The sequence below is a fragment of the Microcoleus sp. B4-C1 genome (genome assembly GCF_036705285.1).
In the GTDB taxonomy this organism is placed as follows: domain Bacteria; phylum Cyanobacteriota; class Cyanobacteriia; order Cyanobacteriales; family Microcoleaceae; genus Microcoleus.
The window spans coordinates 32092-52583 of sequence record NZ_JAUBUC010000050.1 but is presented as its reverse complement, the minus strand read 5'-3'; the positions used below and the strand labels follow the sequence as shown (position 1 = coordinate 52583).

Sequence of the window (20492 nt, the reverse complement as noted above, 5' to 3'; positions counted from 1 at the left end):
AACCTTCTTTTTTGGAGTTGGTTGGTAATGTTATGTACGGATTTGAACCGTGATTCACATTACAACGAATCGCACGTTTTCTTTACCCCATGCGTCTTTGCGAATGTCGTCTAGAGTGATATTTTTTTCTTCCCAGATTCCGGCTAGCTCAAAAAAGGATTGTTCTTGATTGGAGTCATCTTTTTTTTGTTCTATCGTTTTAGTTTGGCTGGCTTGAAATTCTAGAAATTCGATAAACTCAATAACTTTATTGCGTTGTTCTGGGGAAAAATGTTGGATTTTTTGGATTGCCATTTCTAGGGTTAACATGGGTTTCTCCTTGGTTGTTTTTGGTACTATTTTAACGATTTACACAAACATTTTTTGTAGTCTGATAATAAAGGTCAAGGCGATCGGTTTGTGGGGTGGATTGTCCATTAAAGTAGTCAATCCAGACGCTGGAATCAACAATAATCCTGGGCTTACTATTGTTCCGTATTCGTTCTCATGCGATCGAGGTCGCCGTCCCAGGCGAGTTTACCCCGTAGCGCCCGGAGGTTCTGTTGGTTTTTCATTTGGATCAGCAGGCTCAGGGCCAATTCGACAACTTCTTCTTGTGCTGTGAGTCCAGTCGCCTGGAGCGCATTGGTGATGAGGGAGTTATCGATTTCGATCGTGCTTTTAATACGTGCTTTTGGGGTGAGTTTTATCGATCGCGCTTTCATCCGATTATAATCGTTCTGCTAAATCAATGATTTTGGACTTGAGTTGGCTCAATGGCATTTGAAAATCTCCTCCCACAGGGATTTCTGTTGTCGATAGACCACCGAAATAGCATCCATCAGAAAAGCCGCGATCGCCCCTAGACACAGGGCGATACCAACGTTTTAATACCAGAGAACGACGGGTTCAAATTACCTATTTCGAGGGACTGAGTTCCACAGCATCGGTCTTTTCAGTTAACTCAACCTTTAGCGTAGAAGCTGCCTGCATCGCATGGGGACTGACTAACGAGAATTGTGCAGTCGGCTGCTGACAAGCCACCATTGTTTTCACGTGTTCCATTTCATCATCCCGAATGGCAACAAACACATCATAGAGATTGTCGATCGTTGGACGACGGAATACATTAGCACTGCTTGTTTGAAACTCCTCAAACATATACAAATCGCCATCTCGATAGTATTGGATAGCGACATCTGGTGCGGGCTGTTGCTTGAGAGCTTCAGCTTCGGCATTTAGGAACTTGTCGTAGCTGGCATAGGCGTGTCCCTCTACAAGTTCCATGAAGTTGTAGGCAGATTTGGACGACACTATGTAGACCAAAATGATAATCCAGTAGTAAATGAGTGCAGTGGCTCGTGCTAGAAGGCGATCGCCCCAAAAGGCTGATCCCCCAAGTGATTCCATAATCAACAGATGGTGCAGCTCATTCCACGACTCCGAAAAGTGAATTTTCAACCAATCGGCTTTCCGCCACAGACCCAAGGTTTCATAGAGGTGGAGTACCGAAAGGTAAGAGAAATAGGGAACGCGGGCCACAGTTTCTAGCACATAAAACCGAGGATAAGGGCGATCGGCATAAACTACATTGATCACAAAAACGAGAATACCAACTAAGAAACGAATCATTGACTGAATCCTCAATAAATACCAAAGATAATTTGAACAATTGAGCAACTAATGACTGACGACCGGAATCTCAGCCGCAATGGTTTCGAGGGGTTGGGCTTGAGTAGGCTGTTGGAAAATAGCCACGATCGCTTTAATCACGCAAAACACAAGGATCAATGCACCAACCGAGAAGACGATATCCCCAGGGATGCGTAGCCAAACTGTCCACTGCATCCATGCCGAACCAATGACTTCAGCACTGCGAGCGTACCAAGTGCCATGATTAACAGATTGTACCAATTGATAAAAACCATTAGGAATCAGTCCGAAAACCATCATCATGCCTAGCCCCCCATTGATCCACCAGAAGGATAAATTGAAGTTTTTCTCATCCCAAGCGCGATCGGGAGTGATTTCACGCAAGGCAAAGAGCATGAGGGCGATCGCCAGGGAGCCGTAGACACCAAAAAGTGCAGAATGGGCATGGATTGGCGTGGTATTTAGTCCTTGGGAATAGTAGAGGAAAATCGGTGGATTGATTAAGAAACCAAAGACACCTGCGCCAATTAAGTTCCAAAAAGCAGTGGCAATAAAGAATTTTAGTGGTACTCGATAAAATCCTTGCGCTTCTTGGGATAGCTTCATCGACTTCACCACTTCAAAGCCAATTAAGGTCAAGGGAACGACTTCTAAGGCTGAAGCAACGGAACCCATCGACGTAATGAATACAGGTGTTCCTGCAAAGTAGAGATGGTGTAACGTGCCGATTACGCCACTACCGAGATAGAGAATTGTCGTCATGTAGGTGGCTCTCAGGGCTGATGAGCGCTTTAGAAAGCCCAATTCGCTACATAGATAGGCGATCGCTACCGTCGCAAATACCTCAAAGAAACCTTCTACCCATAAATGCACAACCCACCAACGCCAATATTCAGCAATGCTCAAATGGGTGTGATTGTTGTACATCAACCCTGACGCATAGAACAGGGGAATCGTAATCGCACTGTAGAGAAAGAAGTGATTCAGTCCCGTTTTATCGCCTTCCGCCTTGAGTGCAGGCTTGAGGGCGCGGTACATCAGCCAGAGCCAAAACACCATGCCACCAATCAGCAATAATTGCCAGAGGCGACCAAGTTCTACATATTCATAGCCCTGATGTCCAAACCAGAAACTATTGTCACCGCCGATAATGCCTTGGACACTAGCCCAAGATCCGATTAAGGAACCAACAACAACGACAGTCAAAGCCACTAACAAACCGCCATTGCCCCAAGCTTGCAACTTCGGCTCATGTTTACCAAACCTTGGCGCGAAATATAGCCCTGCGGCGAGCCAACAGGTGGCAATCCAAAATACTGCTAGTTGTAAATGCCAAGTCCGTGAGGCGGCATAGGGTAAATATTGCTGAAGTGGCACACCATAGAAGCCGTCGCCTTCTACAGCGTAATGGGCTGTGACCATTCCCATCAACATTTGCACCAAAAACAAAGTCATAGCAACCCCAAAGAAGAGGGTGGTGACTTTTTGGCTCGGTGTGGCAATCCGAATCAGGGGGCGATGGGCGACAGCGATTACTTCTTCGCTATCTTCTTGGGTGATGTAAACAAACAGAAATATACCGATCGCAGCAATGAGAACAATCACCGACACAATTGACCAGATCAAGAATTGAGCCGGAGCCTGATTGCCAATCAAGTTATCGTGGGGAAAGTTGGCGGTATAGGAAAATGGTGCATTCGGGCGATCGGCGGCGGCGGCCCAAGCTGTCCAAGTAAAGAAAGCAGTGACATTACGGATTTGCGTGTCGTCAGTAAACCAACCGCTAGGAATGGAATGAATCTTGGAGCCTTGGGATAGCAAAGTTTTATAGCTATCAAAAACCTTGGTTAGTCCCTGAGTTTGAGCCGCAGTTAGGGTTAAGGCTCCAGTCTCGGATTCATAGCGATTGGTTTTAAATTCTTGCTGTACCTGCGCTTGGAGGGTAGCGCGATCGACTGCCGATAAAGCCTGTAAATCGGCTTCACTAAAATCGGAATTACCGTTATATAAAAGTCCGGCAGTAGCAAGACCCCAACGGTGCAGGACATCGGCTGTCCAGTCGGGAGCTAGGTAACTGCCGTGCCCCCAAATACTCCCAATATGTTGTCCACCGCGACCCAGATAGGTTACTTGCCCAGCTTCAATATTCGCTTGAGTTAGAATGATTTCCTGTTGCGGCGACACCACAGTAGCGGGAATCGGTGGTGCATTTTTGTAAATCGCCGATCCTGCAAAGATCAGCACTGAAAAAGTGACGATGCAAATTAGCACCAGCCAAGCGGGTAGGCTAATTTGACGGGGACGAGCGCGGGCTGTCACCACTTTGTCAAAGGTTGGGTTTGCCATAAAGCCATAAATTCGGTTTTAAAGTACCTATCGACATAGCATAGGAGAATAGAACCTAATAATGCTTTGACTTAAGTCAAAAACAACCTTAAAAAATGCTCAAGTACGTTTATCTTGTCTAGCTCGGCGCTTTGTTCCAACCATCCTCACTACCCTAAACGATGTTAAATAGAGTCGATTTGAGCAACTGGTTACAAAACATTCTGATTTTTCAAGGATTATCGGCAGAGCAACTGATTCCTTTAGCTCAGATCGCTCAACTGCAAACCTTTGGAAAAGATGAGACAATTTTCCATCAGGGCAGTGATGCAACTGGGTTTTTCATTGTCCAAGCTGGTCGTGTTAAGGTATTTAAGACTGCATCCAATGGGAAAGAACACATTTTACATTTATTAAAAAGAGGCGATTACTTTGCCGAAGTTGCCACCTTTGATGGCAAAGCTTTTCCAGCTTCGGCGATCGCATTGGAATCCACAGAATTAATCTTCTTCCCTCGGTTAGCTTTTCTGGATTTACTTCATCAATATCCTGTGATCGCCATCAATATGCTGACAAGTTTGGCAACCCGTTCGCGTAAATTGGCACAGATGGTGGAAGATCTGTCGTTTAAAGAAGTGCCACAAAGATTAGCGGCTTATTTATTAGATTTGAGCGATCGCGCTAATGGAGATCAAGTTATTAATCTAGATGTTACTAAAACTCAACTAGCTGCTATTTTAGGGACGATTTCTGCTACCCTTTCTAGGGCATTCTCGCATCTCCACGATAAAGGATTAATTACGATCAATGGTTCTCAGATTGAGTTATTGGATCGCGATCGGCTACAAGCGTTGAGTCAGAATGTAGAGTTGGGCGATCGCTTTTAGATCATGAATTTTGGAGTTTAGGTCACGGAAAAGTGATTCCACATGGGATTTATGATTTTCAACAAAACATAGGATATATAACATTATGAAACAGTAAAGATACCAGTGAATTGGCGTGTGAGGCTTTAAAAAATTGGTGGAATAATCATGGAAAAACTACCTACCCTAACGCTAATTCGATTCGGTGTATTATGATAAAGCAAGCAGCGATAAATTCTCGTCTTCATAAAATAATTCTATCGCGTTAAAATTACGACGTAACAAATTTTCAACTTGCAATGTCGAACAGTTTCTCAGGCGAAGCCAAATAACTTTCGGTGGATTCCCAAATACTAAGCTCAGGTCGTGCATATCCGCGTCTTTCGAGACAATCATCAAATTATTGTATGAATGCATAATCCCAAACTATTGGGTCGATCGTTGCTTTCATTCCCACATCTCGAACGTGAAGCGAATTTGGGAAAATATCGCTCAAACGATTCGGCAACTTGGGCGACAAGTTTTCATCAAAAAGTAATTTTATGCCGATAAGGTCGCGGTCATAAACCGGCGTTCGCGGTCAGCAGCATAAGCAATACAGGCTTTTAAATCTTCTCGCGTCAGATCGGGAAAATCGTCAAGAATTTCTGCTTCTGTCATCTCGGAAGCCAGGTACTCAAGCACTTCATAAACCGTAATTCGCAAGCCGCGTACACAAGGCTTACCACCGCGTTTATTTGCTTCGATCGTGATGTGGTTTCGGTAGTTCATAGTTGGAAGTTTTGAGAATCTCCTCGTTTGAGGTTTGGCGAAAAGATTAGATATACTAGCTTGTTACATGGGTGCGCGATCGAATAATTCTATTGCAGTTGCGGTACACTACTGGATATAATCGAGTAATACCGCAGCTCGATCGTGTATGTCAACCCCTTCTTAATTATATTTTAGATTAGAGTCGATCGCACACTCTCGGCGATCGCCCGAACCAAAACATTCATCAGAACTTCTTCACGCACGAATAACTGTAACGGTTCGCCCCATTGGTGTCCGATGAATTTCAGTATTCAATCGTTCTTCTAATTCAAGCGCATTCTCGCGACGATCGAATATCACCAACCACCCTTCATCTTGTCCCAATCGAGCCAAATATCCATCTAACTGTTCCAACCCTTTACTCAACGGATCGACTTTCCGAGTTCGCCAAACCTTCAATTCAATTCCCAATGTTACCTCACCATAACGCAAACATAAATCCATTCTGTCGCGTCCAATCGCATATTCTCGCTCCAATGTTCCCCCACCATTAATTACCCGATGCAGAAATGCCATCAACACTAAATGCGGGGCAATTTCGGGATAAGATGCACTTTTGAGTAACGGTTCGCCATGCTGTAGCCAAAACGCGAGAAAAGTTTTGAGTAACGCTTGGGTGTCTAATGTCCCCTGGGCCGTTAACCAACTCGGTGCAATTTGTGGCAGAGAAGCCATTGGCGTTACGGTGAGGACGCGGGGCAAAACTTCCCGATAAATGGGGTTGGCGATCGTCAATCCACCCAGAACATCCATCTTACACAAACCCAAATCGATTAAAAACTGAATATCATCATTGGGGATATTGCCCAGTTCCAAACCCGCCAACATCGGCTCGATAATGGCTTTGACTCGGTTTTCTCTGAGTCGTTCTGCCAAGCTATCCAAATGCGTATCTTGCCGTTTTATTAAAATTTCTTTAGCTGATAAAATATGTTCTGGTGTAATTTCTATAGATTCATCTGTCACTAATTCTTCTACAATTTCCTTAGCTAAAGCATTCACTAACCAAGGTTGTCCCTGAGTCAGTTCAAAAGCTAAGGCTACGGCTTCAGGTGTAAAAAATTGTCCGGTATCTTGGGTATGTTGCGCGTAGAGTTCCGCGACTTCTGAGGCATTAAAATCTCTCAGAGTAATCGATCGCACTTTAATATTAAACGGACTGGATGTATGGAGTCGATCGCTTCCCCCCGCAGCCACTTTGTAATCGCGAACATCCCGCAAACCAATTAAACCCACCGATTGCGGAAACGCTTTCGGGCGATTGGGATAACCATCGCGCAGTTGTCGCAGGATAGAAATCAACGCTTGGTCTTGTAGTGCGTCAATTTCATCGATGAAAACCACCAAAGGACGAGGAGAAGATTGTGCCCAAGCTTGTAAAGCAGCCCGAATTTTCTGTCCCCCCGATTGTATCGCTGTCCAGTCAGGCGGTTGCAGTTCGAGTGGGAGACGGACGGAAATGTTATCTCGCCAAGCCCCCAAAATAGCCTCTTCTGCACCAGCAATGTCTTGACTGAAGGGTGCGCCTACTTCAACTGACAGCATCACGGCGGTGTATTGTCCGCTGTTGGTGAGTTGTTTGGCTAACGCCAGCATAGCGGTGGTTTTCCCCACTTGTCGGGGTGCATGGATGACGAAATAGTTCTGCTGAGCAATCAGTCGTTCCAGGCTAGGGAGGCGACGGGTCGCAGGAAGCAGATAGTGGATGTCATCGCGGCAAGGGCCAGCAGTATTGAACCAACGTGGCATAGGTCAACTGGGGCGAATGGGGCTGCTCTCAGTTTACTGTACTGTTATTGGAATGGCGTTCTAGTTGTTAAGCGGGGGTTTGTACCGACTCTCAGTACCAGATGAAACTCTCTATGGAATGAGAATTAAATAACTTCCACAAGTTTGTGGGATGGGCCTGAAAGCCCGTCCTTTTTGGACGGGCGGGACGCCCATCCCACAATAACAATTAAAATTGTAAGTTATTTAATTCGCGATCCTATGAGCGAAAGTCGTGCTCGATTCTTGATTTAAAAGACCTCTTGCAAAAATAATTAGGACGGGCTCTGGGGCCCATCCCACAAGAAAAAATAAATCTTGTGGGACGGGCATCTTGCCCGTCCCATCAATTGATGAAAAGGATGTTTTGCAAGAGCTCTAAAGAACGAAAGAACCCCAACTGCCAACTGCCAAAGTTTCACTCTTCCACGCGATAGCCCAATTCGGCTAAACGAGTGCGCGACTGCCGCCACTTCGGCTGCACCTTGACAAATAACTCCAAATATACTTTGCCTTCAATTAACTTTTGAATCTGTTCGCGGGCCGCACTGCCGATCGACTTGAGCATACTGCCGCTTTTACCGATTAAAATGCCTTTTTGGGAATCTCGTTCGACGTGAATTGTCGCCAGAATGCGAGTAATTTTTGCTTCTTCTTGAACAATGTCGATCGCAATTGCTACGGAATGCGGCACTTCTTCTCGCGTCAGCAGCAAAATCTGTTCCCGAATCAATTCGCCCATAATAAAGCGTTCCGGCTGGTCAGTCACCAAATCTGGCGGATAATAATAAGGCCCAACCTCCAAATGTTCGATTAACAATTGTTGCAGCGGCTCGACACCCTCGCCCGTGAGAGCGGAAAATTTCACTACAGGCCACTCAGGATTGACAATTTGCTCGTAAGTTCGATCGATCAACACAGAATCCTCCGGTTGTTCGTCCAACTTATTCATCCCAAAAATCACCGGAACTTTGCAATTGCTGAGAATTTCGATAATATATCGATCGCCCCCTCCCGATTCCACCGAACCATCCACCACAAATAGCACGACATCCACCGACTGAATCGCTGTGCGGGCATTCTGCACCAAAACCTTGCCCAATTCGTGATGTGGCTTGTGAATTCCGGGAGTATCTACAAAAATAATTTGTGCTTCCGGTGTCGTTAGGATGCCTCGCAGCCTGTTACGCGTCGTCTGAGACACCGGCGAAGTAATCGCAATTTTCTGTCCCACCAACTGATTCATCAGCGTTGATTTTCCGACATTCGGGCGTCCGACAATACCCACAAAGCCGGATTTGTAACCCGCCGGAGCCGCGGGAACACCCATAATGCCCGATACGTCGATAAATTTACTATCTTCCACTAAAATCACCTATTTTCAAGCCCCTTCTCTGTCTATTGTCGCCTGAAAATACTCAAACGCCCATCGATGCACTCTACCATCTTTCTCGCCCTGGTATAGCGCGCCACACTCAAACCTCGATCGAGCCACAAACCAGTGTTAAAACAGGATACGCGATCGGCAAAACTTGATATCTGAGACAAAATTTGATAAAGTTCCAATGACATCGCTCAAAAATGAATCATTCTGGTAAAACCGACTCCCCAATACTGTAACAACTTCAGATGTGTACATATCTCACTCAACTGAAACTTTTCTACAGTTGGTCAGGCAAACCAGTTTTAACATTTTTGAAGGTGTTTGGTAATCAATTAGGTAAGTTGAACTCAAACTCAAAAGCTGAATATCATCAGGCGCTTTCTCAATAAAAGCTAGTGTCTTTTGAGCATACCTAAATTAGTGCTAATCGTCATAAAGTTGAGGAGATGAATCGAATGAAATCGAAATTATTTTGGAGTTGCTGCACCGTTTTGGTAGCAAGCTTGCCTGTTCCCGCCTTAGCTCAAACCAGCCCTCCCACCAGCCCTCAAGCAGGTATTGACTACAGGGGTGGATCGAAGAAATACCAGTTAGTACCGGGCAGAATCCAGGACAGAACCTTGCCCAGAGCCTTTGATTTTCCCATTATTACCAATGTTGGTACTGACACTAGCATCACCTCGGATTTCCTAATTACCGATCAGTTTCGCGCCCCAGCGGGTCGTACAGAATACACCGGAGCTCTCACCGCCTGGGCAGCATCAATCAGAGAATGTCTGGCAAAACAACCACTCTTGATTCGAGCCAGCACTAAGAACCCGATTCAGATTAATGGTAGAGTAGGCACGATTGTCAGAAACGCAAATAACCGTGCAGTTTGCAAATAAGCCAGCAATATCACATGGGCTAAATTGACCGTAATTGCTGTAAGGGCGGGTTCACCAATATCTCCCATGCAAGCATCGATACAGTAAACCCGTCACCGCAGCAATATTGGGGTCAATCGAAGCCAGTTGATATAACTTCCGCTATCTAAAGATAAAAACTAGAGAGTGTTTTTGAACAAAAAGAGCAATAGGTTTTCTATTGCTCTTTTTGTTGGCGAAATTTCAATTAATATCTATTAGGACTTATACAGCGGATTCCAGGTTTATAAAGTACACCCCAGAAACCGGGTTTCTTCTGGATTTCTCGCCAGAAACCGGTTTTATTCAAGAAACCCGGTTTCTCTGTACTTCACTTACCTGGAAAGTGCTGTATGATCGGCAGAAACGACATCATATAAGAGGTTTGTAGTGAGGAATGCAAGTCCTTATCAAGGTTTAAGGACTTGCATTCCTCACTGCAAACGACATTATTACGCAGAAACCAGCTTGTTTCCCAAAAATCCCGTGGAACCGGAGGGATATGGATTTTAACACCTGGTTTATGAAACTTTGTCTGCGTAATTCACGATTTAGGAGCGCAAAATTCATGTGTACTCAGTAAAATTTCGCCATAATCAGGAATCCAAGCTAACCACTGTTCTTCCGAAGATTCACACAACAGCCACGCTTCGTCAAAGCTGAATGCGGTTGGCGGGTTGAACAATTTAACCCACATAGAAGGAGTCAATTTTGGTGCAGGTACGGCGCAGCCAAATCTTTCCCAGTCGCGGACATTGGCGAAGCTTCCGGGCGTTGGTTGGGATTGCCAAGTACGAATATCTGTTTGCAGTTTCATCACAACTCCTTTTGGGCTAAGACTCTGAACCAGGTCGGGGTTGCAACAACCCAGAGCGACGGCGCAGATAAACTTTGATTATGTAGTCTATGTTACCGAATTATCTAGGCGAATGTGTAAGGTTGTAGCAAAAATTTACAATCGAGAGGAAAAAACGGGCTCAAAGCTGAAAAGGTCGATCGGCTATTGTTGCGCTCGGCAACGATCGCCTACCATAGCAAACAACATCTGATGTATTTCAAAAATTCCGACATGAACCAAACTGCAAAATCCCAGTGGAAAACTCTAGATCGCTTTGTAGAGATCAAGTCTCATTGGGTAAAACTAATCGCCGAACATCTCGAAACAACCGAAGGAAAAAAAGTAGAATATTGGCGAGTAGAAAGAGCGGATTCAGTTGTAATCTTGACCATTCAAGCTGACAAATTGCTGTTTCCCCGACCGATGTATCGCCCCGGTGTAGCAGAATCAACCCTGGATTTTCCCGGCGGTCGCGTACCAGCCGAAGCCACGCCAGCAGCAGCCGTTCCAGCTATAATCAAGAAAGAACTAGGCGTGACCGAAAGTGCGATCGCCCGCATCCAACCGATCAATACCATTGGCTGGGCAATAAACAGTTCCTTCTCAAATCAAAAACTTTACGGTTTTGTAGCACAATTGCACCCGACAGCAACAGTAAACCCCGAACTTATCGGTGCTGAATATCCTGTCACCCCAGACGGAATTCGCGACTTGCTTAAAAAATTAACTTGCCTCCAATGTCGAGCCTTATTGCTAGAATGGCAAAATCAAGTCGATTTTAGATTTTAGATTTTAGAATTGGGAATTGTTTTCCGAGGGTCGCCGATTTTAAATTCCTGAAAACCCAAATCACCAGAACTAATCATGCCTCTCAATAATGAAGTTGCTGTCGAATGCCTCGACGTTACATATCGTCTCAACCGCAGGCATTTAGTAGACAAACTCAATTTCAAAGTCCTGCAAGGAGAAGTTTTAGTATTGCTGGGACGCAGCGGGAGTGGCAAAACTACTACCATGAAACTGATTAACAATTTACTAACGCCAAGCAGCGGCGAAGTTCTTGTGATGGGAAAACCGACAACTCAGTGGAACCCAATTCAACTGCGCCGAAAAATTGGTTATGTGATTCAAGAAATCGGTTTATTTCCCCATTTTACCGTCGAGCAAAACGTCGGTTTAGTGCCGAAATTAGAAGGTTGGGAGGGCGATCGTATTCAGTCTCGCGTCCGCCAACTGTTAGAATTAGTCAACCTCGACCCCCAGCACTTCGCCAAACGCTATCCCCATCAGTTATCCGGCGGACAGCGGCAGCGGGTAGGCGTCGCCAGAGCACTGGCCGCTGACCCTCCGATATTGTTAATGGACGAACCGTTTGGTGCTTTAGACCCGATTACTCGTCTGGAATTGCAGCGAGAATTTGGTCAATTGCAGCAGCAACTTGGCAAAACTGTGATTTTTGTAACTCACGGCATTCAAGAAGCTTTTTTGTTAGCTTCTAGAATTGGTTTGATGCAAGACGGACGGTTGGTTGAATTGGCAACACCTGATGATTTTCTCAAATCTCAGCATCCAGAAGCTGGGGCATTTCTTGAATGTTTGCAAGTAGCTAAATTTGAATAATTTAGCAAAAATTTGATAATATAGTTTTAGTAACTAAGCTGATAATCAAACGATGCACAGTCTTTACGAGACAGACTTCTATGCTTGGACGCAAGAACAAGCCAAGTTACTTCGCAAGTGTCAGTGGAGTCAACTTGACTTGCCAAATTTAATTGAGGAGATTGAATCTTTGGGCAAACAGGAACGTCAAGAACTTAGAAATCGTTTGAGCATTTTGCTGGGACATTTGCTGAAGTGGCAATATCAGCCCCAGCAGCGCAGTCGTAGCTGGTTGTCTACAATTCGAGTGCAGCGGCGGGACACTCAGAGACTGATACAGGATAACCCAAGTCTGAAACCTTACTTGCAAGAAGCTTTCCCAGAAGCTTATCAAAATGGTAGAGATTTGGCAGTAGGAGAAACCGATTTACCTCTCAAAACATTTCCTCAAAATTGCCTTTACAGCTTAGAGGAAATTCTGGAATCTCGCTTCTATCCTGGTGAACCAAGTCCTGAAATAGAAAATGATTTATAAGGTTGACAGCAATCAGCAATAACCAATTACCCAATGATAATTTTTATCAACCGCTATGGCGCTGAGATAATTCAGCGCGCAACTGAACACTTATATTTAGTAACTGTTGCAATTTTTATAGCTATTATTGTGGGGATGCCCCTGGGAATTTTAGCTACGAGAAAACCAAAATTGAAAAAGCCTATTTTGGGATTTGCTAATATTATGCAAACAATTCCCAGTTTAGCTTTGTTTGGCTTGCTAATCCCGGTGCCGGTAGTGGGTGGAATAGGCGATCGCACGGCAATTATCGCCCTCACTCTGTATTCTTTACTGCCAATTATCCGCAATACTTATACTGGTATTGTCGGCGTCGATCCAGCGATTACGGAAGCGGGAAGAGGCATGGGGATGACGGATATGCAACTGTTATGGCAAGTGGAAATTCCCCTGGCACTGGGCGTGATTCTGGCGGGGGTGCGAGTTGCTGCGGTAATTGCGATCGGACTCGCTACAATCGCCGCTGCAATTGGCGCGGGTGGCTTGGGGGTGTTTATTTTTCGTGGCGTTGCTACCGTCAACAATCAGTTACTTTTGGCAGGGGCAATTCCGGCCGCTGTAATGGCATTAGCTGCGGATTTTGGGCTGGGTTGGGTAGAAGCGCGCCTCTCGAAAAGTACCTTAAAAACTATTAATGAGGAGTAAAATCCTGACTACCTTCCGTCAGCGTTGTCACTCTCTGCGAACCAGAAGCATTCGCAGGATTGGCTATCAGATTGCGGATTTCATTTGAGCGTTCAATGTACTCTCGATCGCTCAAAACAGCTTGGCTTCCCTCCAGCGAAATAGCATCTGCCAAATCGATCCAAGAACGGCAACCGCCGTATTCAGGAGTGTAGGGAATTTCGCGGCTTTCTGCAAGGCGATAAGCCCGCAGCAATAAAATATAAATTGGCTGAGCTTGTTTCCATTTCAGGCGATCGCTGACAAAACTTTCATTCCAAATATGGTACGGAAATAGCGCAGTAATTGCCGGTTCCCAAGCTACCAAAAAAACATCAGTAATCTCCGCCCAACTACCAATTCTAATAACTTCAGGATGCCAGCCAGATTCGACAGTCTTGACTTGATGTGCAAACTCCGGCTTTAATAAACCCGGCTGTTGGTGTTCAAAAGTTGGATACAGCAAAACCTGTTTGTCAGTGACATTGAACTGTCCTGCTTGCTCGCGAATTCCCCCCTTCCGCAACAGCACAATGGTTTGACCTTGTTCCAAAGCATTAACTGCTACATTCCATTCTTTCAGCGCCCTAGTAGTTGATTTCATGGGAATTTATTTGGGTTTTAACAATAGTAACAAAAATGGTTACTTTCAAGCAAGTACAGCCATTTCTTCCTGTTAAAATTGGCGTAGTCCTGACTATGCAGGACTACCCTTTATTGCTAAATTCTCACTGCAAAAGATGCTGCTAATTCCCGTTCGGGTTCCATACCAACTGTAGGCGGCATGGAACGATTTGCTACTTGCTCGATCAGTTGTAAATGTTGCGGCAGCATTTTAGCTAAACTGTAGCGTTCTAGGGCGGTTTGACGGGCTTTGATGCGAATGTCTGCCATGCGGGTAGGATGGTCTAAAACTTCATCAATACGATCGGCTACTTGTTTCGGTGAGAAGTAATCGACTAGCAAACCGTTCTCTCCGTCGCGGATAACTTCTCTGACTGGCCCTGTGTCGGAACCGATTACTAAACATCCGGTGGATAGAGATTCAATCATCGACCACGATAGCACAAAAGGTCTGGTCAAATAAACGTGTACGTCGGATGCTTGAATTACTTTTAAATACAGTCCGTAAGGTAGGGGCCCGACAAAGTGAACTCGCGACAAATCTAGGGGTACTTTTTTGAGCATATAGTCTTTGTAAGACTCGCCGTTGGGTAAAGAACGACCATAACAAACTCTTTCTGAACCAACGATGACGACGTGACAGTTGGGGCGGCGTTCTTGCACATAGGCGATCGACTCAATGAATTCGGGAAAGCCCCGGTAAGGTTCCATTCCCCGTGAGACGTAGGTGACAATTTCATCAACGCCCGACAAGTCTAAGTTAGGCAAAATTAGTTTAGCACCGGGGTCGGGTTTGAAGTAATCGGTATCTACGCCGTCGTGAAGTGTGGATAATTTTTGTTGTAGTTCTGGCGGAAATTGCGATCGCTGCCAATAAGTGGGTGATAAACCCCAATCGCAAGAATATAAATCGATCAAAATCGGCGCATTTTTGATTCTAATTCTGGCCATATCGTCAACTGTTAAAGGTTCCGCTGGGTCGAAATCTGCGTCGGAACCAATAGCATGATAAAACCACTCGAAATAGCACAAAAGCGGCGTATTTGGAAAAGCTTCTTTGACAAACAATGTCGGCCCCCAACCGGAATGTCCGCAGATAATATCGGGTACGAAACCGTCTGCTTTGAGTTGTTCTGCCATTCTAAATACGGCTTGTCCGTAGATGACGGCACTTTCTAAAGGGCGGACGTATTGGTGAGTCTGCGCGTGGGGTTCTCGGCTGGGGGTAAATGCTGCTTTGCGAACGCCGGGAATGTTCCACTCTGGGCGCTCGTTTTTAGTGCCGAAAACAATTTGATTTTTGGGATCTGCGCCTAAAGCCGTGATAATGTGGCGGTATTGGGCGGGGAAGTTGGGATGGAGAAATAATGCTTTCATTGTCAGTTGTCTGTTGACTGTTGACTGTTGACTGTTGACTGTTTTCTGTTGACTGTTGACTGTTGTCTGTTGTCTGTTGACTGTTGTCTGTTGACTGTTGTTAGTTGGAAGAAAATATTTTGAGGCGGCTAAAAAGCTTTGATTTTATTCATTGGGGGTTGGTGCTTTGCAGATCCAGACACAATCTCGCGGTACTGAAGATGTATTTTTCAGGATGATTTCATAGTTTAAATGATGGAGAAATTTTTCCATAATTGTATCAGTCATAACTGAAAATGCTGTGCCGTCTCGGTGCCCTAGCAAGTTTTTGTCCCACTCGCTGGCGAATTTTTGCCACCCTAATTCGCTAAAAATATTTGTGTGGTGAAACACGCAAATTCGATCGCCCCGCAGCAGTTTGGGAATTCGAGTCAGGTAGTTGAATATATCTACCGGCTCTACGTGTACCATTGTATCGTAACAAAAGCAGACATCGGCTGAACCGGGAGCGATGCCGTCTAATGTTAAACCGTCGAGTTTGACGTAAGAAACGCGATCGTCTCCCAAGCGCGATCGCGCCGCTTGCAGCATTTGACTGGAAATGTCGGCACAAATTAGTCGATCGCAATATTTCAGCAGCAGCGAACCTGTTTTTCCGCCTCCGATACCAATTTCTAAAACCGTATGTTCTTTTTTGATGTACGGTGCAATAAATTGCTGTTCTATTAGCGCTTCGTATTCGGCTAAGGAGTTGGCGGCACCGGCAGCTTTACCTATCCATTCATCGCCAATATGGGCAAGTTCGGCATTAGTTTTTTGCCACTGTTGGGCGTAACTGTCCCAGGCCCTTTCATAATCTACTCTTGGGCGATCGGTCATTTTTTCATCGTTCATTTTTGATTATTTTATAGTATTGATGGCTCAATTTTCAATATGTTCCGCAATTCTTGGCAAATTATATTAAATCCTGCCAAAAGTTTAGGAGGTGAGTTACTGCCCTTCACTGGCGGGGATGCTGGCACTGTAAAATGACTAATGACGGCTGAAATATGCTTCGCAGAAAATCTCTGCATAAGCTTGAGTCATTTCCTCAAAAGTATTAAGTGAATCCAAGACATATTTAGCGTTGTCAGCCAACTGCTGGCGCAAAGATTTATCCTCCAATAAACTAATCAAAGCTGCAACTAATTCGTCCGGGCGATCGGGCGTATAAAACAAACCATTAATTCCAGGTCTCACTTGTTCTTTAATCCCAAAAACCGGCGATGTAACAATTGGCAAATCGCAGGCCATCGCCTCCAAAATCACTCTGGGAAAACTTTCGACGCGAGAAGTGCAAACAAAAATATCAGCCGCTTTGTAATATTTTCCCGTCTCGCCAGTTTCCGGGACTACTGTCACTCTTTGCCGCAACTCTGCTGGCAATTCCCCCACTAAATCGGCTAATTTATTGCTGTAAATACTGGGGCGATCGCCCACAATAAAACACCTAATTTTATTGTGCCATTTGTCAGGTAAAAGTGAAAGTGCTTTAACTAAATCCTGCTGTCCTTTGCGTTCGCATACGGTTCCCAGCAGCAAAATTACCACATCTTCCGCTGCAACACCTAAAGTTTTTCTAGCCAATTCAGAATTCTCCGAATTTTCCAATTTGCTTAAATCTAAGCCGTTGTGAATCACTGTAAAATTGTGGTGGCTGTTGAGAGGTAAATACCTTTCCCGCGTGGCATCCGCTACAAAAATAACTTTGTAAGGAAACCGAAAACACTCTAAAGCTCTCGCCGCAATCTCCGAACCAAACCTGTTAAAATAAGTTTGCCAAGGTTCGCTTTCGTGCACGTTCCACACTGTAGGAATTCCGATTTGCCGCGCGGCATCAACTACGAAAAAGTTTTCTAAAGTATTGGCATAAATTGCATCTACTTTTAAACTGGCAATTTCTGTGCTAAAACTGCGGATGGCTTCATCATAAGCATCGCGCTGGTAGATGTGTTCGAGAGGATTGTCGCGCACAATTACTTCAATTCCCTGCTGTTCGTAAGCTTGACGCAGGGGCCCGTCTGTTACGCAAAGTACGATCGGCTTAATCACACCCTCAGCCGCCAATTTCACCGCGATTTCGTACTGATGCAGCGGCGCACCAGTGAAATCCAGCGAATTGCTGCACATCAAAACTTTGATAGGATGGATAGAACTGTTTGCTACTGATAACAAACCACACTCAGCACCTTCTAATTCTTCCTTATTTCTGACATCCGTTACATCCGTTACAAAATCCGTTGCCGAACCTTCTTCCTTCATAAAAACCCGTCGGGGTTGAATATGAAAATACTCATCTTCTAAAGACAAGTGAGGACTGTAAAAACTGTCATTTTTGCCCGCATACTTGCGTCTAAAAGCCGCCACTTCTTGAGGATTGTCGGTAAAACCCCTAGAAGTTCCCTCTTTGTGCAACAACTCCGCATCGGGACAATATACGCACCGATAACCCCGTTCTAACAATCGGTATCCGTAATCTACATCATTGTAAGCAACAGCAAAATTCTCCTCATCAAAACCGCCCAATTCTAAGAACAATTGACGTGGAGTAATCGTGCAAGCGGCTGTTACCGCAGAGTAATTTCGCGTTACCATCGCTTGAGAAAGATAGCCTCGATTATTCTTGTCCATCAGCTTAAAAGCATGACCCGCCAAACCGTGATGCAGCCCGTGAATTACGCCCGCGTGCTGAATTCTGCCGTCGGGATATAACAGCCGCGCGCCGACTGCACCCACAGCGGGAATTTGAGCGTATCCCACCATTTGACTCAGCCAGCGGGGGTTAATTACTTCAGTATCGTTGTTCAAAAACAATACATATTCGCTGTCAACTTGTTCGACAGCGCGGTTGTTAATTGCTGCAAAACTAAACTTGCCCCCAGGATTTTTTATATGCAAAACTTGGCAATTTAATTGCTTTAAATATTCCAGAGTTTTCGGGTCGTCGCTTTCGTTGTCGATAACGGCAATTTGATAATTTTTGTATGTTGTATTTTCTAGAGAATCCAGACATGATTTCAGCAAGTTGAGCTGATTTTTAGTAGGAATAATTACCGTTACTGATGGGCCGTTATCCGGGAAATCCTGGGCAAATATGCCCAAATTTTCTTTAATCGCCCATGCGTGCTGAGCGACATTGCCGTTAATTTGGCGGCGGTTTAGTGCGTCTTGAATGGCTTTTTGACCTGCGGAAAAACTGGCGGGTTTCGCTGCCCCAGATATGGCTGTAGAACCGGGTGCAGTTCGCCAGTGATACAGCACTAACGGCAGGTGCGCGACGTGGCGAGAAATTTCGGTGGCTCTCAAGGCAAAATCGTAATCTTGCGAGCCTTCAAGACCTATCCGTAAGCCGCCTATTTGTTCAAAAATCTGTCTTCTCACGGCGCACAAATGACCGAGATACATATAGGAAAGCAGCAGTTCCGGCGACCATTCTGGTTTGAATTGCGGGGCGAATCGGCGACCTTTGGTGTCGATTTTGTCGTCGTCGGAATAGAGAAAATCTGTGGCTGGATGGGTGGCAAAATATAGGGCTACTTCGGCTAATGCGTCGGGAGTTAGTTCGTCGTCGTTGTCTAAAAACAGGATGATGTCGCCTGTTGCGAGGGCGGCGGCGCTGTTGGTTGCTGCGCTGATGTTGCCGTTTTCTGTGCGAAATGTGATGCGGATACGATCGTTCTTTTGAACCCAGTTTTTCAAAGTGTCAGCAACAGTGAAATCGGTGCTGCAATCGTCGGCAATGCAGAGTTCCCAGTTTGGATAAACTTGATTGATTACGCTGTCGATCGCACTTTCGAGAAAATCTATCTGCGGGTTGTAAACTGGCATTACTACCGAAATTTTTGGCAGGGGTTGCCGGCAGGATTTTAACCGAGAAATCAAATAATCGCGGGCGCGATCGTTCCACTGATTCACCTCCAGCCAAGCGTCATATCTATCAATAGGTTGAGGCACCACAAAACCCGCAGGTGGTAGTAAATCTCCCGGCGCAGTAAACTGTTTTTGCTGCCGATAAATCTTCCCCAACTGGCGGAGCACTTTCACAATTTCCCAGGGCAAGGGCACAATTCTCCCAAGACGCTGTTTTCTCTCCCTCGCCCGCTGCTGAATGGCGGCTGTCAACCTTGATAACTCCTCAAACTTATCTGCACTTCGCTGCCAGATATGGTAGCGCCGCACTGTCAATTTTTTCGGCGCTTGAAAAGACAAAATTTCCCCGGTTTCTAACTCAGCTTGCAGAGAAACGTGCCATTCCCCTGGCGGCAAATCGACAAGGGCCTCAAAACCGCTTTCCGAACTGTTAACCCAGTCAGGAAACACTTCGCCGACATCTTTTCGCCGTAAACCGTAGGCGCATTCTACAGAAGTATCGCCGCACAACAAGCTTAATTTAGCAATTTTGCGATCGTGGTGGCAGCACCAACCTGCAAACAAAATTTGACCCTGACGCTGTTCCCACACTACTGGTACATCTAACGATGCTTGAATCGTGGAAACTAACAACGGATAAGCTGCCAACAAATGCCATTTACCTCGCTCATCTTGCGCTTCCAGTAGCACTTCGTGCCGTCCCGCAGGCGCTTCCAATTCAATTGTAAAACCTGATTTCTTCGCAGCCGGAATATTAGATTGTGCTAGCGCTATATCACTTCTATCTAGGCCGTAAACGCCTGCGAAACTCTGGTCTTTAATTCTGGCGCGGACTGCTGTAGTCTCTCTTTTTTGGTTAAAAACCCAGCCCACAATTAGCAGCTTGGAATCACAAACTTGCCAAGTAGTTGGTCGATCTAAGGAAAAAATAAATTTAGGGAACAAGTCGCGGATTTGGCGCTGAACTTCCCACACCTTTTCTCTCAGTTGCCACCCTATTGAAGACTTGATTATAGCAAGTTCTGCCCGAAACTTTTCATTTTCCAGGCGGGAGTGTTCTAATTTTTCCTGAGTATCCTTTAATCTTTCCTGATTTTGACTTTGTGCTGTTTCTAACTGAATTAACTCAGCTAACTTTTGCTGCAATATAAATTCAGTTTCTTCAAATTGTACCTGAGTTTGCCCTAAGTCTGCTTCTAATTCTAATACTTTTGCTAAAGCTGTTTGAAATTGCGAT

At 45.2% G+C, this 20492-nt stretch carries 21 protein-coding genes and 1 pseudogene; 7 read left to right on the top strand and 15 right to left on the bottom strand.

Annotated features, from left to right (window positions below; all coding sequences use genetic code 11):
* Positions 1-54: 54 nt before the first annotated feature.
* From QUB26_RS19660 to QUB26_RS19645, 4 genes are all read right to left on the bottom strand, one after another.
* Positions 55-309, bottom strand: a complete 255-nt coding sequence (locus QUB26_RS19660; protein ID WP_333319310.1) for a DUF2281 domain-containing protein — start codon at positions 307-309, stop codon at positions 55-57.
* A gap of 155 nt (positions 310-464) precedes the next feature.
* Positions 465-704, bottom strand: coding sequence for a type II toxin-antitoxin system VapB family antitoxin (locus QUB26_RS19655; protein WP_333319308.1), 240 nt, complete (start codon positions 702-704; stop codon positions 465-467).
* A gap of 193 nt (positions 705-897) precedes the next feature.
* Complete coding sequence (locus QUB26_RS19650) at positions 898-1611, bottom strand: alternative oxidase (protein WP_333319306.1); 714 nt, start codon at positions 1609-1611, stop codon at positions 898-900.
* A 48-nt stretch (positions 1612-1659) separates the two neighbouring features.
* Positions 1660-3978 carry a nitric-oxide reductase large subunit gene (locus QUB26_RS19645; RefSeq protein ID WP_333319304.1) on the bottom strand — a complete coding sequence of 773 codons (2319 nt, stop codon included), beginning with the start codon at positions 3976-3978 and terminating at the stop codon, positions 1660-1662.
* 161 nt (positions 3979-4139) lie between these two features.
* Here QUB26_RS19645 and QUB26_RS19640 point away from each other — a divergent pair, with 161 nt between their 5' ends.
* Both QUB26_RS19640 and QUB26_RS19635 read left to right on the top strand, forming a co-directional pair.
* The gene (locus QUB26_RS19640; RefSeq protein ID WP_333302647.1) at positions 4140-4844 is read left to right on the top strand and encodes a Crp/Fnr family transcriptional regulator; all 705 of its coding nucleotides are present in this window, start codon (positions 4140-4142) and stop codon (positions 4842-4844) included.
* 104 nt (positions 4845-4948) lie between these two features.
* A pseudogene (locus QUB26_RS19635) lies at positions 4949-5092 on the top strand (hypothetical protein); the annotation flags it as partial.
* Here the strand turns inward: QUB26_RS19635 and QUB26_RS19630 are convergent.
* The 6 genes from QUB26_RS19630 to QUB26_RS19605 all read right to left on the bottom strand — a co-directional run bounded on the left by QUB26_RS19630 (position 5034) and on the right by QUB26_RS19605 (position 8975).
* Entirely contained in the window at positions 5034-5195 is a 162-nt protein-coding gene (locus tag QUB26_RS19630; RefSeq protein WP_333241594.1) for a DUF5615 family PIN-like protein, read from the bottom strand. The pseudogene QUB26_RS19635 and the gene QUB26_RS19630 overlap by 59 nt on opposite strands.
* 28 nt (positions 5196-5223) lie before the next feature.
* Positions 5224-5319, bottom strand: coding sequence for a hypothetical protein (locus QUB26_RS19625; RefSeq protein WP_333241592.1), 96 nt, complete (start codon positions 5317-5319; stop codon positions 5224-5226).
* A gap of 44 nt (positions 5320-5363) precedes the next feature.
* Positions 5364-5594, bottom strand: coding sequence for a DUF433 domain-containing protein (locus tag QUB26_RS19620; protein WP_006634608.1), 231 nt, complete (start codon positions 5592-5594; stop codon positions 5364-5366).
* 237 nt (positions 5595-5831) lie between these two features.
* Positions 5832-7385, bottom strand: coding sequence for an ATP-binding protein (locus tag QUB26_RS19615; RefSeq protein ID WP_333241590.1), 1554 nt, complete (start codon positions 7383-7385; stop codon positions 5832-5834).
* A gap of 436 nt (positions 7386-7821) precedes the next feature.
* The gene (gene era / locus QUB26_RS19610; protein ID WP_333241677.1) at positions 7822-8733 is read right to left on the bottom strand and encodes a GTPase Era; all 912 of its coding nucleotides are present in this window, start codon (positions 8731-8733) and stop codon (positions 7822-7824) included.
* A gap of 68 nt (positions 8734-8801) precedes the next feature.
* Positions 8802-8975, bottom strand: coding sequence for a hypothetical protein (locus tag QUB26_RS19605; protein ID WP_333241588.1), 174 nt, complete (start codon positions 8973-8975; stop codon positions 8802-8804).
* A 267-nt stretch (positions 8976-9242) separates the two neighbouring features.
* Between QUB26_RS19605 and QUB26_RS19600 the strand changes: the two genes are divergently transcribed.
* A complete protein-coding gene (locus QUB26_RS19600; RefSeq protein ID WP_333241586.1) occupies positions 9243-9674 on the top strand; it encodes a hypothetical protein in 432 nt (143 codons plus the stop codon).
* Between the two features lie 562 nt (positions 9675-10236).
* On the opposite strand, the gene QUB26_RS19595 is transcribed toward QUB26_RS19600, so the two are convergent.
* A complete protein-coding gene (locus tag QUB26_RS19595) occupies positions 10237-10509 on the bottom strand; it encodes a hypothetical protein (protein ID WP_333053531.1) in 273 nt (90 codons plus the stop codon).
* A gap of 252 nt (positions 10510-10761) precedes the next feature.
* Between QUB26_RS19595 and QUB26_RS19590 the strand changes: the two genes are divergently transcribed.
* The 4 genes from QUB26_RS19590 (at position 10762) to QUB26_RS19575 (ending at position 13348) form a co-directional block, all read left to right on the top strand.
* Positions 10762-11319: an NUDIX hydrolase gene (locus QUB26_RS19590; RefSeq protein ID WP_333241584.1), complete on the top strand. Its 558-nt coding sequence runs from the start codon at positions 10762-10764 to the stop codon at positions 11317-11319.
* A gap of 75 nt (positions 11320-11394) precedes the next feature.
* Positions 11395-12150, top strand: coding sequence for an ATP-binding cassette domain-containing protein (locus QUB26_RS19585; RefSeq protein WP_333241582.1), 756 nt, complete (start codon positions 11395-11397; stop codon positions 12148-12150).
* A gap of 52 nt (positions 12151-12202) precedes the next feature.
* The gene (locus tag QUB26_RS19580) at positions 12203-12664 is read left to right on the top strand and encodes a DUF29 domain-containing protein (protein WP_333241580.1); all 462 of its coding nucleotides are present in this window, start codon (positions 12203-12205) and stop codon (positions 12662-12664) included.
* 33 nt (positions 12665-12697) lie between these two features.
* A complete protein-coding gene (locus tag QUB26_RS19575) occupies positions 12698-13348 on the top strand; it encodes an ABC transporter permease (RefSeq protein WP_333241578.1) in 651 nt (216 codons plus the stop codon).
* On the opposite strand, the gene QUB26_RS19570 is transcribed toward QUB26_RS19575, so the two are convergent.
* The 4 genes from QUB26_RS19570 to QUB26_RS19555 form a co-directional block, all read right to left on the bottom strand.
* On the bottom strand, positions 13335-13970 hold the full coding sequence (locus QUB26_RS19570) for a DUF1802 family protein (protein WP_333319302.1): 636 nt from the start codon (positions 13968-13970) through the stop codon (positions 13335-13337). The two genes, QUB26_RS19575 and QUB26_RS19570, sit on opposite strands and share 14 nt — an antisense overlap.
* Before the next feature lie 116 nt (positions 13971-14086).
* Positions 14087-15367 carry a glycosyltransferase family 4 protein gene (locus QUB26_RS19565; protein ID WP_333101594.1) on the bottom strand — a complete coding sequence of 427 codons (1281 nt, stop codon included), beginning with the start codon at positions 15365-15367 and terminating at the stop codon, positions 14087-14089.
* Between the two features lie 144 nt (positions 15368-15511).
* The gene (locus tag QUB26_RS19560; protein ID WP_333234976.1) at positions 15512-16240 is read right to left on the bottom strand and encodes a class I SAM-dependent methyltransferase; all 729 of its coding nucleotides are present in this window, start codon (positions 16238-16240) and stop codon (positions 15512-15514) included.
* 138 nt (positions 16241-16378) lie between these two features.
* Positions 16379-20492: glycosyltransferase (locus QUB26_RS19555; RefSeq protein WP_333319300.1), on the bottom strand; the 4114-nt coding region annotated here is incomplete at its 5' end.

Coding starts and splice junctions, on each gene's coding strand:
- QUB26_RS19655 (WP_333319308.1), bottom strand. CDS start 704: ATGAAAGCGCGATCGATAAAACTCACCCCAAAAGCACGTATTAAAAGC.
- QUB26_RS19595 (WP_333053531.1), bottom strand. CDS start 10,509: ATGAAACTGCAAACAGATATTCGTACTTGGCAATCCCAACCAACGCCC.
- QUB26_RS19580 (WP_333241580.1), top strand. CDS start 12,203: ATGCACAGTCTTTACGAGACAGACTTCTATGCTTGGACGCAAGAACAA.
- QUB26_RS19605 (WP_333241588.1), bottom strand. CDS start 8,975: ATGTCATTGGAACTTTATCAAATTTTGTCTCAGATATCAAGTTTTGCC.
- QUB26_RS19585 (WP_333241582.1), top strand. CDS start 11,395: ATGCCTCTCAATAATGAAGTTGCTGTCGAATGCCTCGACGTTACATAT.
- QUB26_RS19620 (WP_006634608.1), bottom strand. CDS start 5,594: ATGAACTACCGAAACCACATCACGATCGAAGCAAATAAACGCGGTGGT.
- QUB26_RS19660 (WP_333319310.1), bottom strand. CDS start 309: ATGTTAACCCTAGAAATGGCAATCCAAAAAATCCAACATTTTTCCCCA.
- QUB26_RS19615 (WP_333241590.1), bottom strand. CDS start 7,385: ATGCCACGTTGGTTCAATACTGCTGGCCCTTGCCGCGATGACATCCAC.
- QUB26_RS19650 (WP_333319306.1), bottom strand. CDS start 1,611: ATGATTCGTTTCTTAGTTGGTATTCTCGTTTTTGTGATCAATGTAGTT.
- QUB26_RS19645 (WP_333319304.1), bottom strand. CDS start 3,978: ATGGCAAACCCAACCTTTGACAAAGTGGTGACAGCCCGCGCTCGTCCC.
- QUB26_RS19570 (WP_333319302.1), bottom strand. CDS start 13,970: ATGAAATCAACTACTAGGGCGCTGAAAGAATGGAATGTAGCAGTTAAT.
- QUB26_RS19590 (WP_333241584.1), top strand. CDS start 10,762: ATGAACCAAACTGCAAAATCCCAGTGGAAAACTCTAGATCGCTTTGTA.
- era (WP_333241677.1), bottom strand. CDS start 8,733: ATGGGTGTTCCCGCGGCTCCGGCGGGTTACAAATCCGGCTTTGTGGGT.
- QUB26_RS19640 (WP_333302647.1), top strand. CDS start 4,140: ATGTTAAATAGAGTCGATTTGAGCAACTGGTTACAAAACATTCTGATT.
- QUB26_RS19575 (WP_333241578.1), top strand. CDS start 12,698: ATGATAATTTTTATCAACCGCTATGGCGCTGAGATAATTCAGCGCGCA.
- QUB26_RS19630 (WP_333241594.1), bottom strand. CDS start 5,195: ATGCACGACCTGAGCTTAGTATTTGGGAATCCACCGAAAGTTATTTGG.
- QUB26_RS19565 (WP_333101594.1), bottom strand. CDS start 15,367: ATGAAAGCATTATTTCTCCATCCCAACTTCCCCGCCCAATACCGCCAC.
- QUB26_RS19560 (WP_333234976.1), bottom strand. CDS start 16,240: ATGAACGATGAAAAAATGACCGATCGCCCAAGAGTAGATTATGAAAGG.
- QUB26_RS19600 (WP_333241586.1), top strand. CDS start 9,243: ATGAAATCGAAATTATTTTGGAGTTGCTGCACCGTTTTGGTAGCAAGC.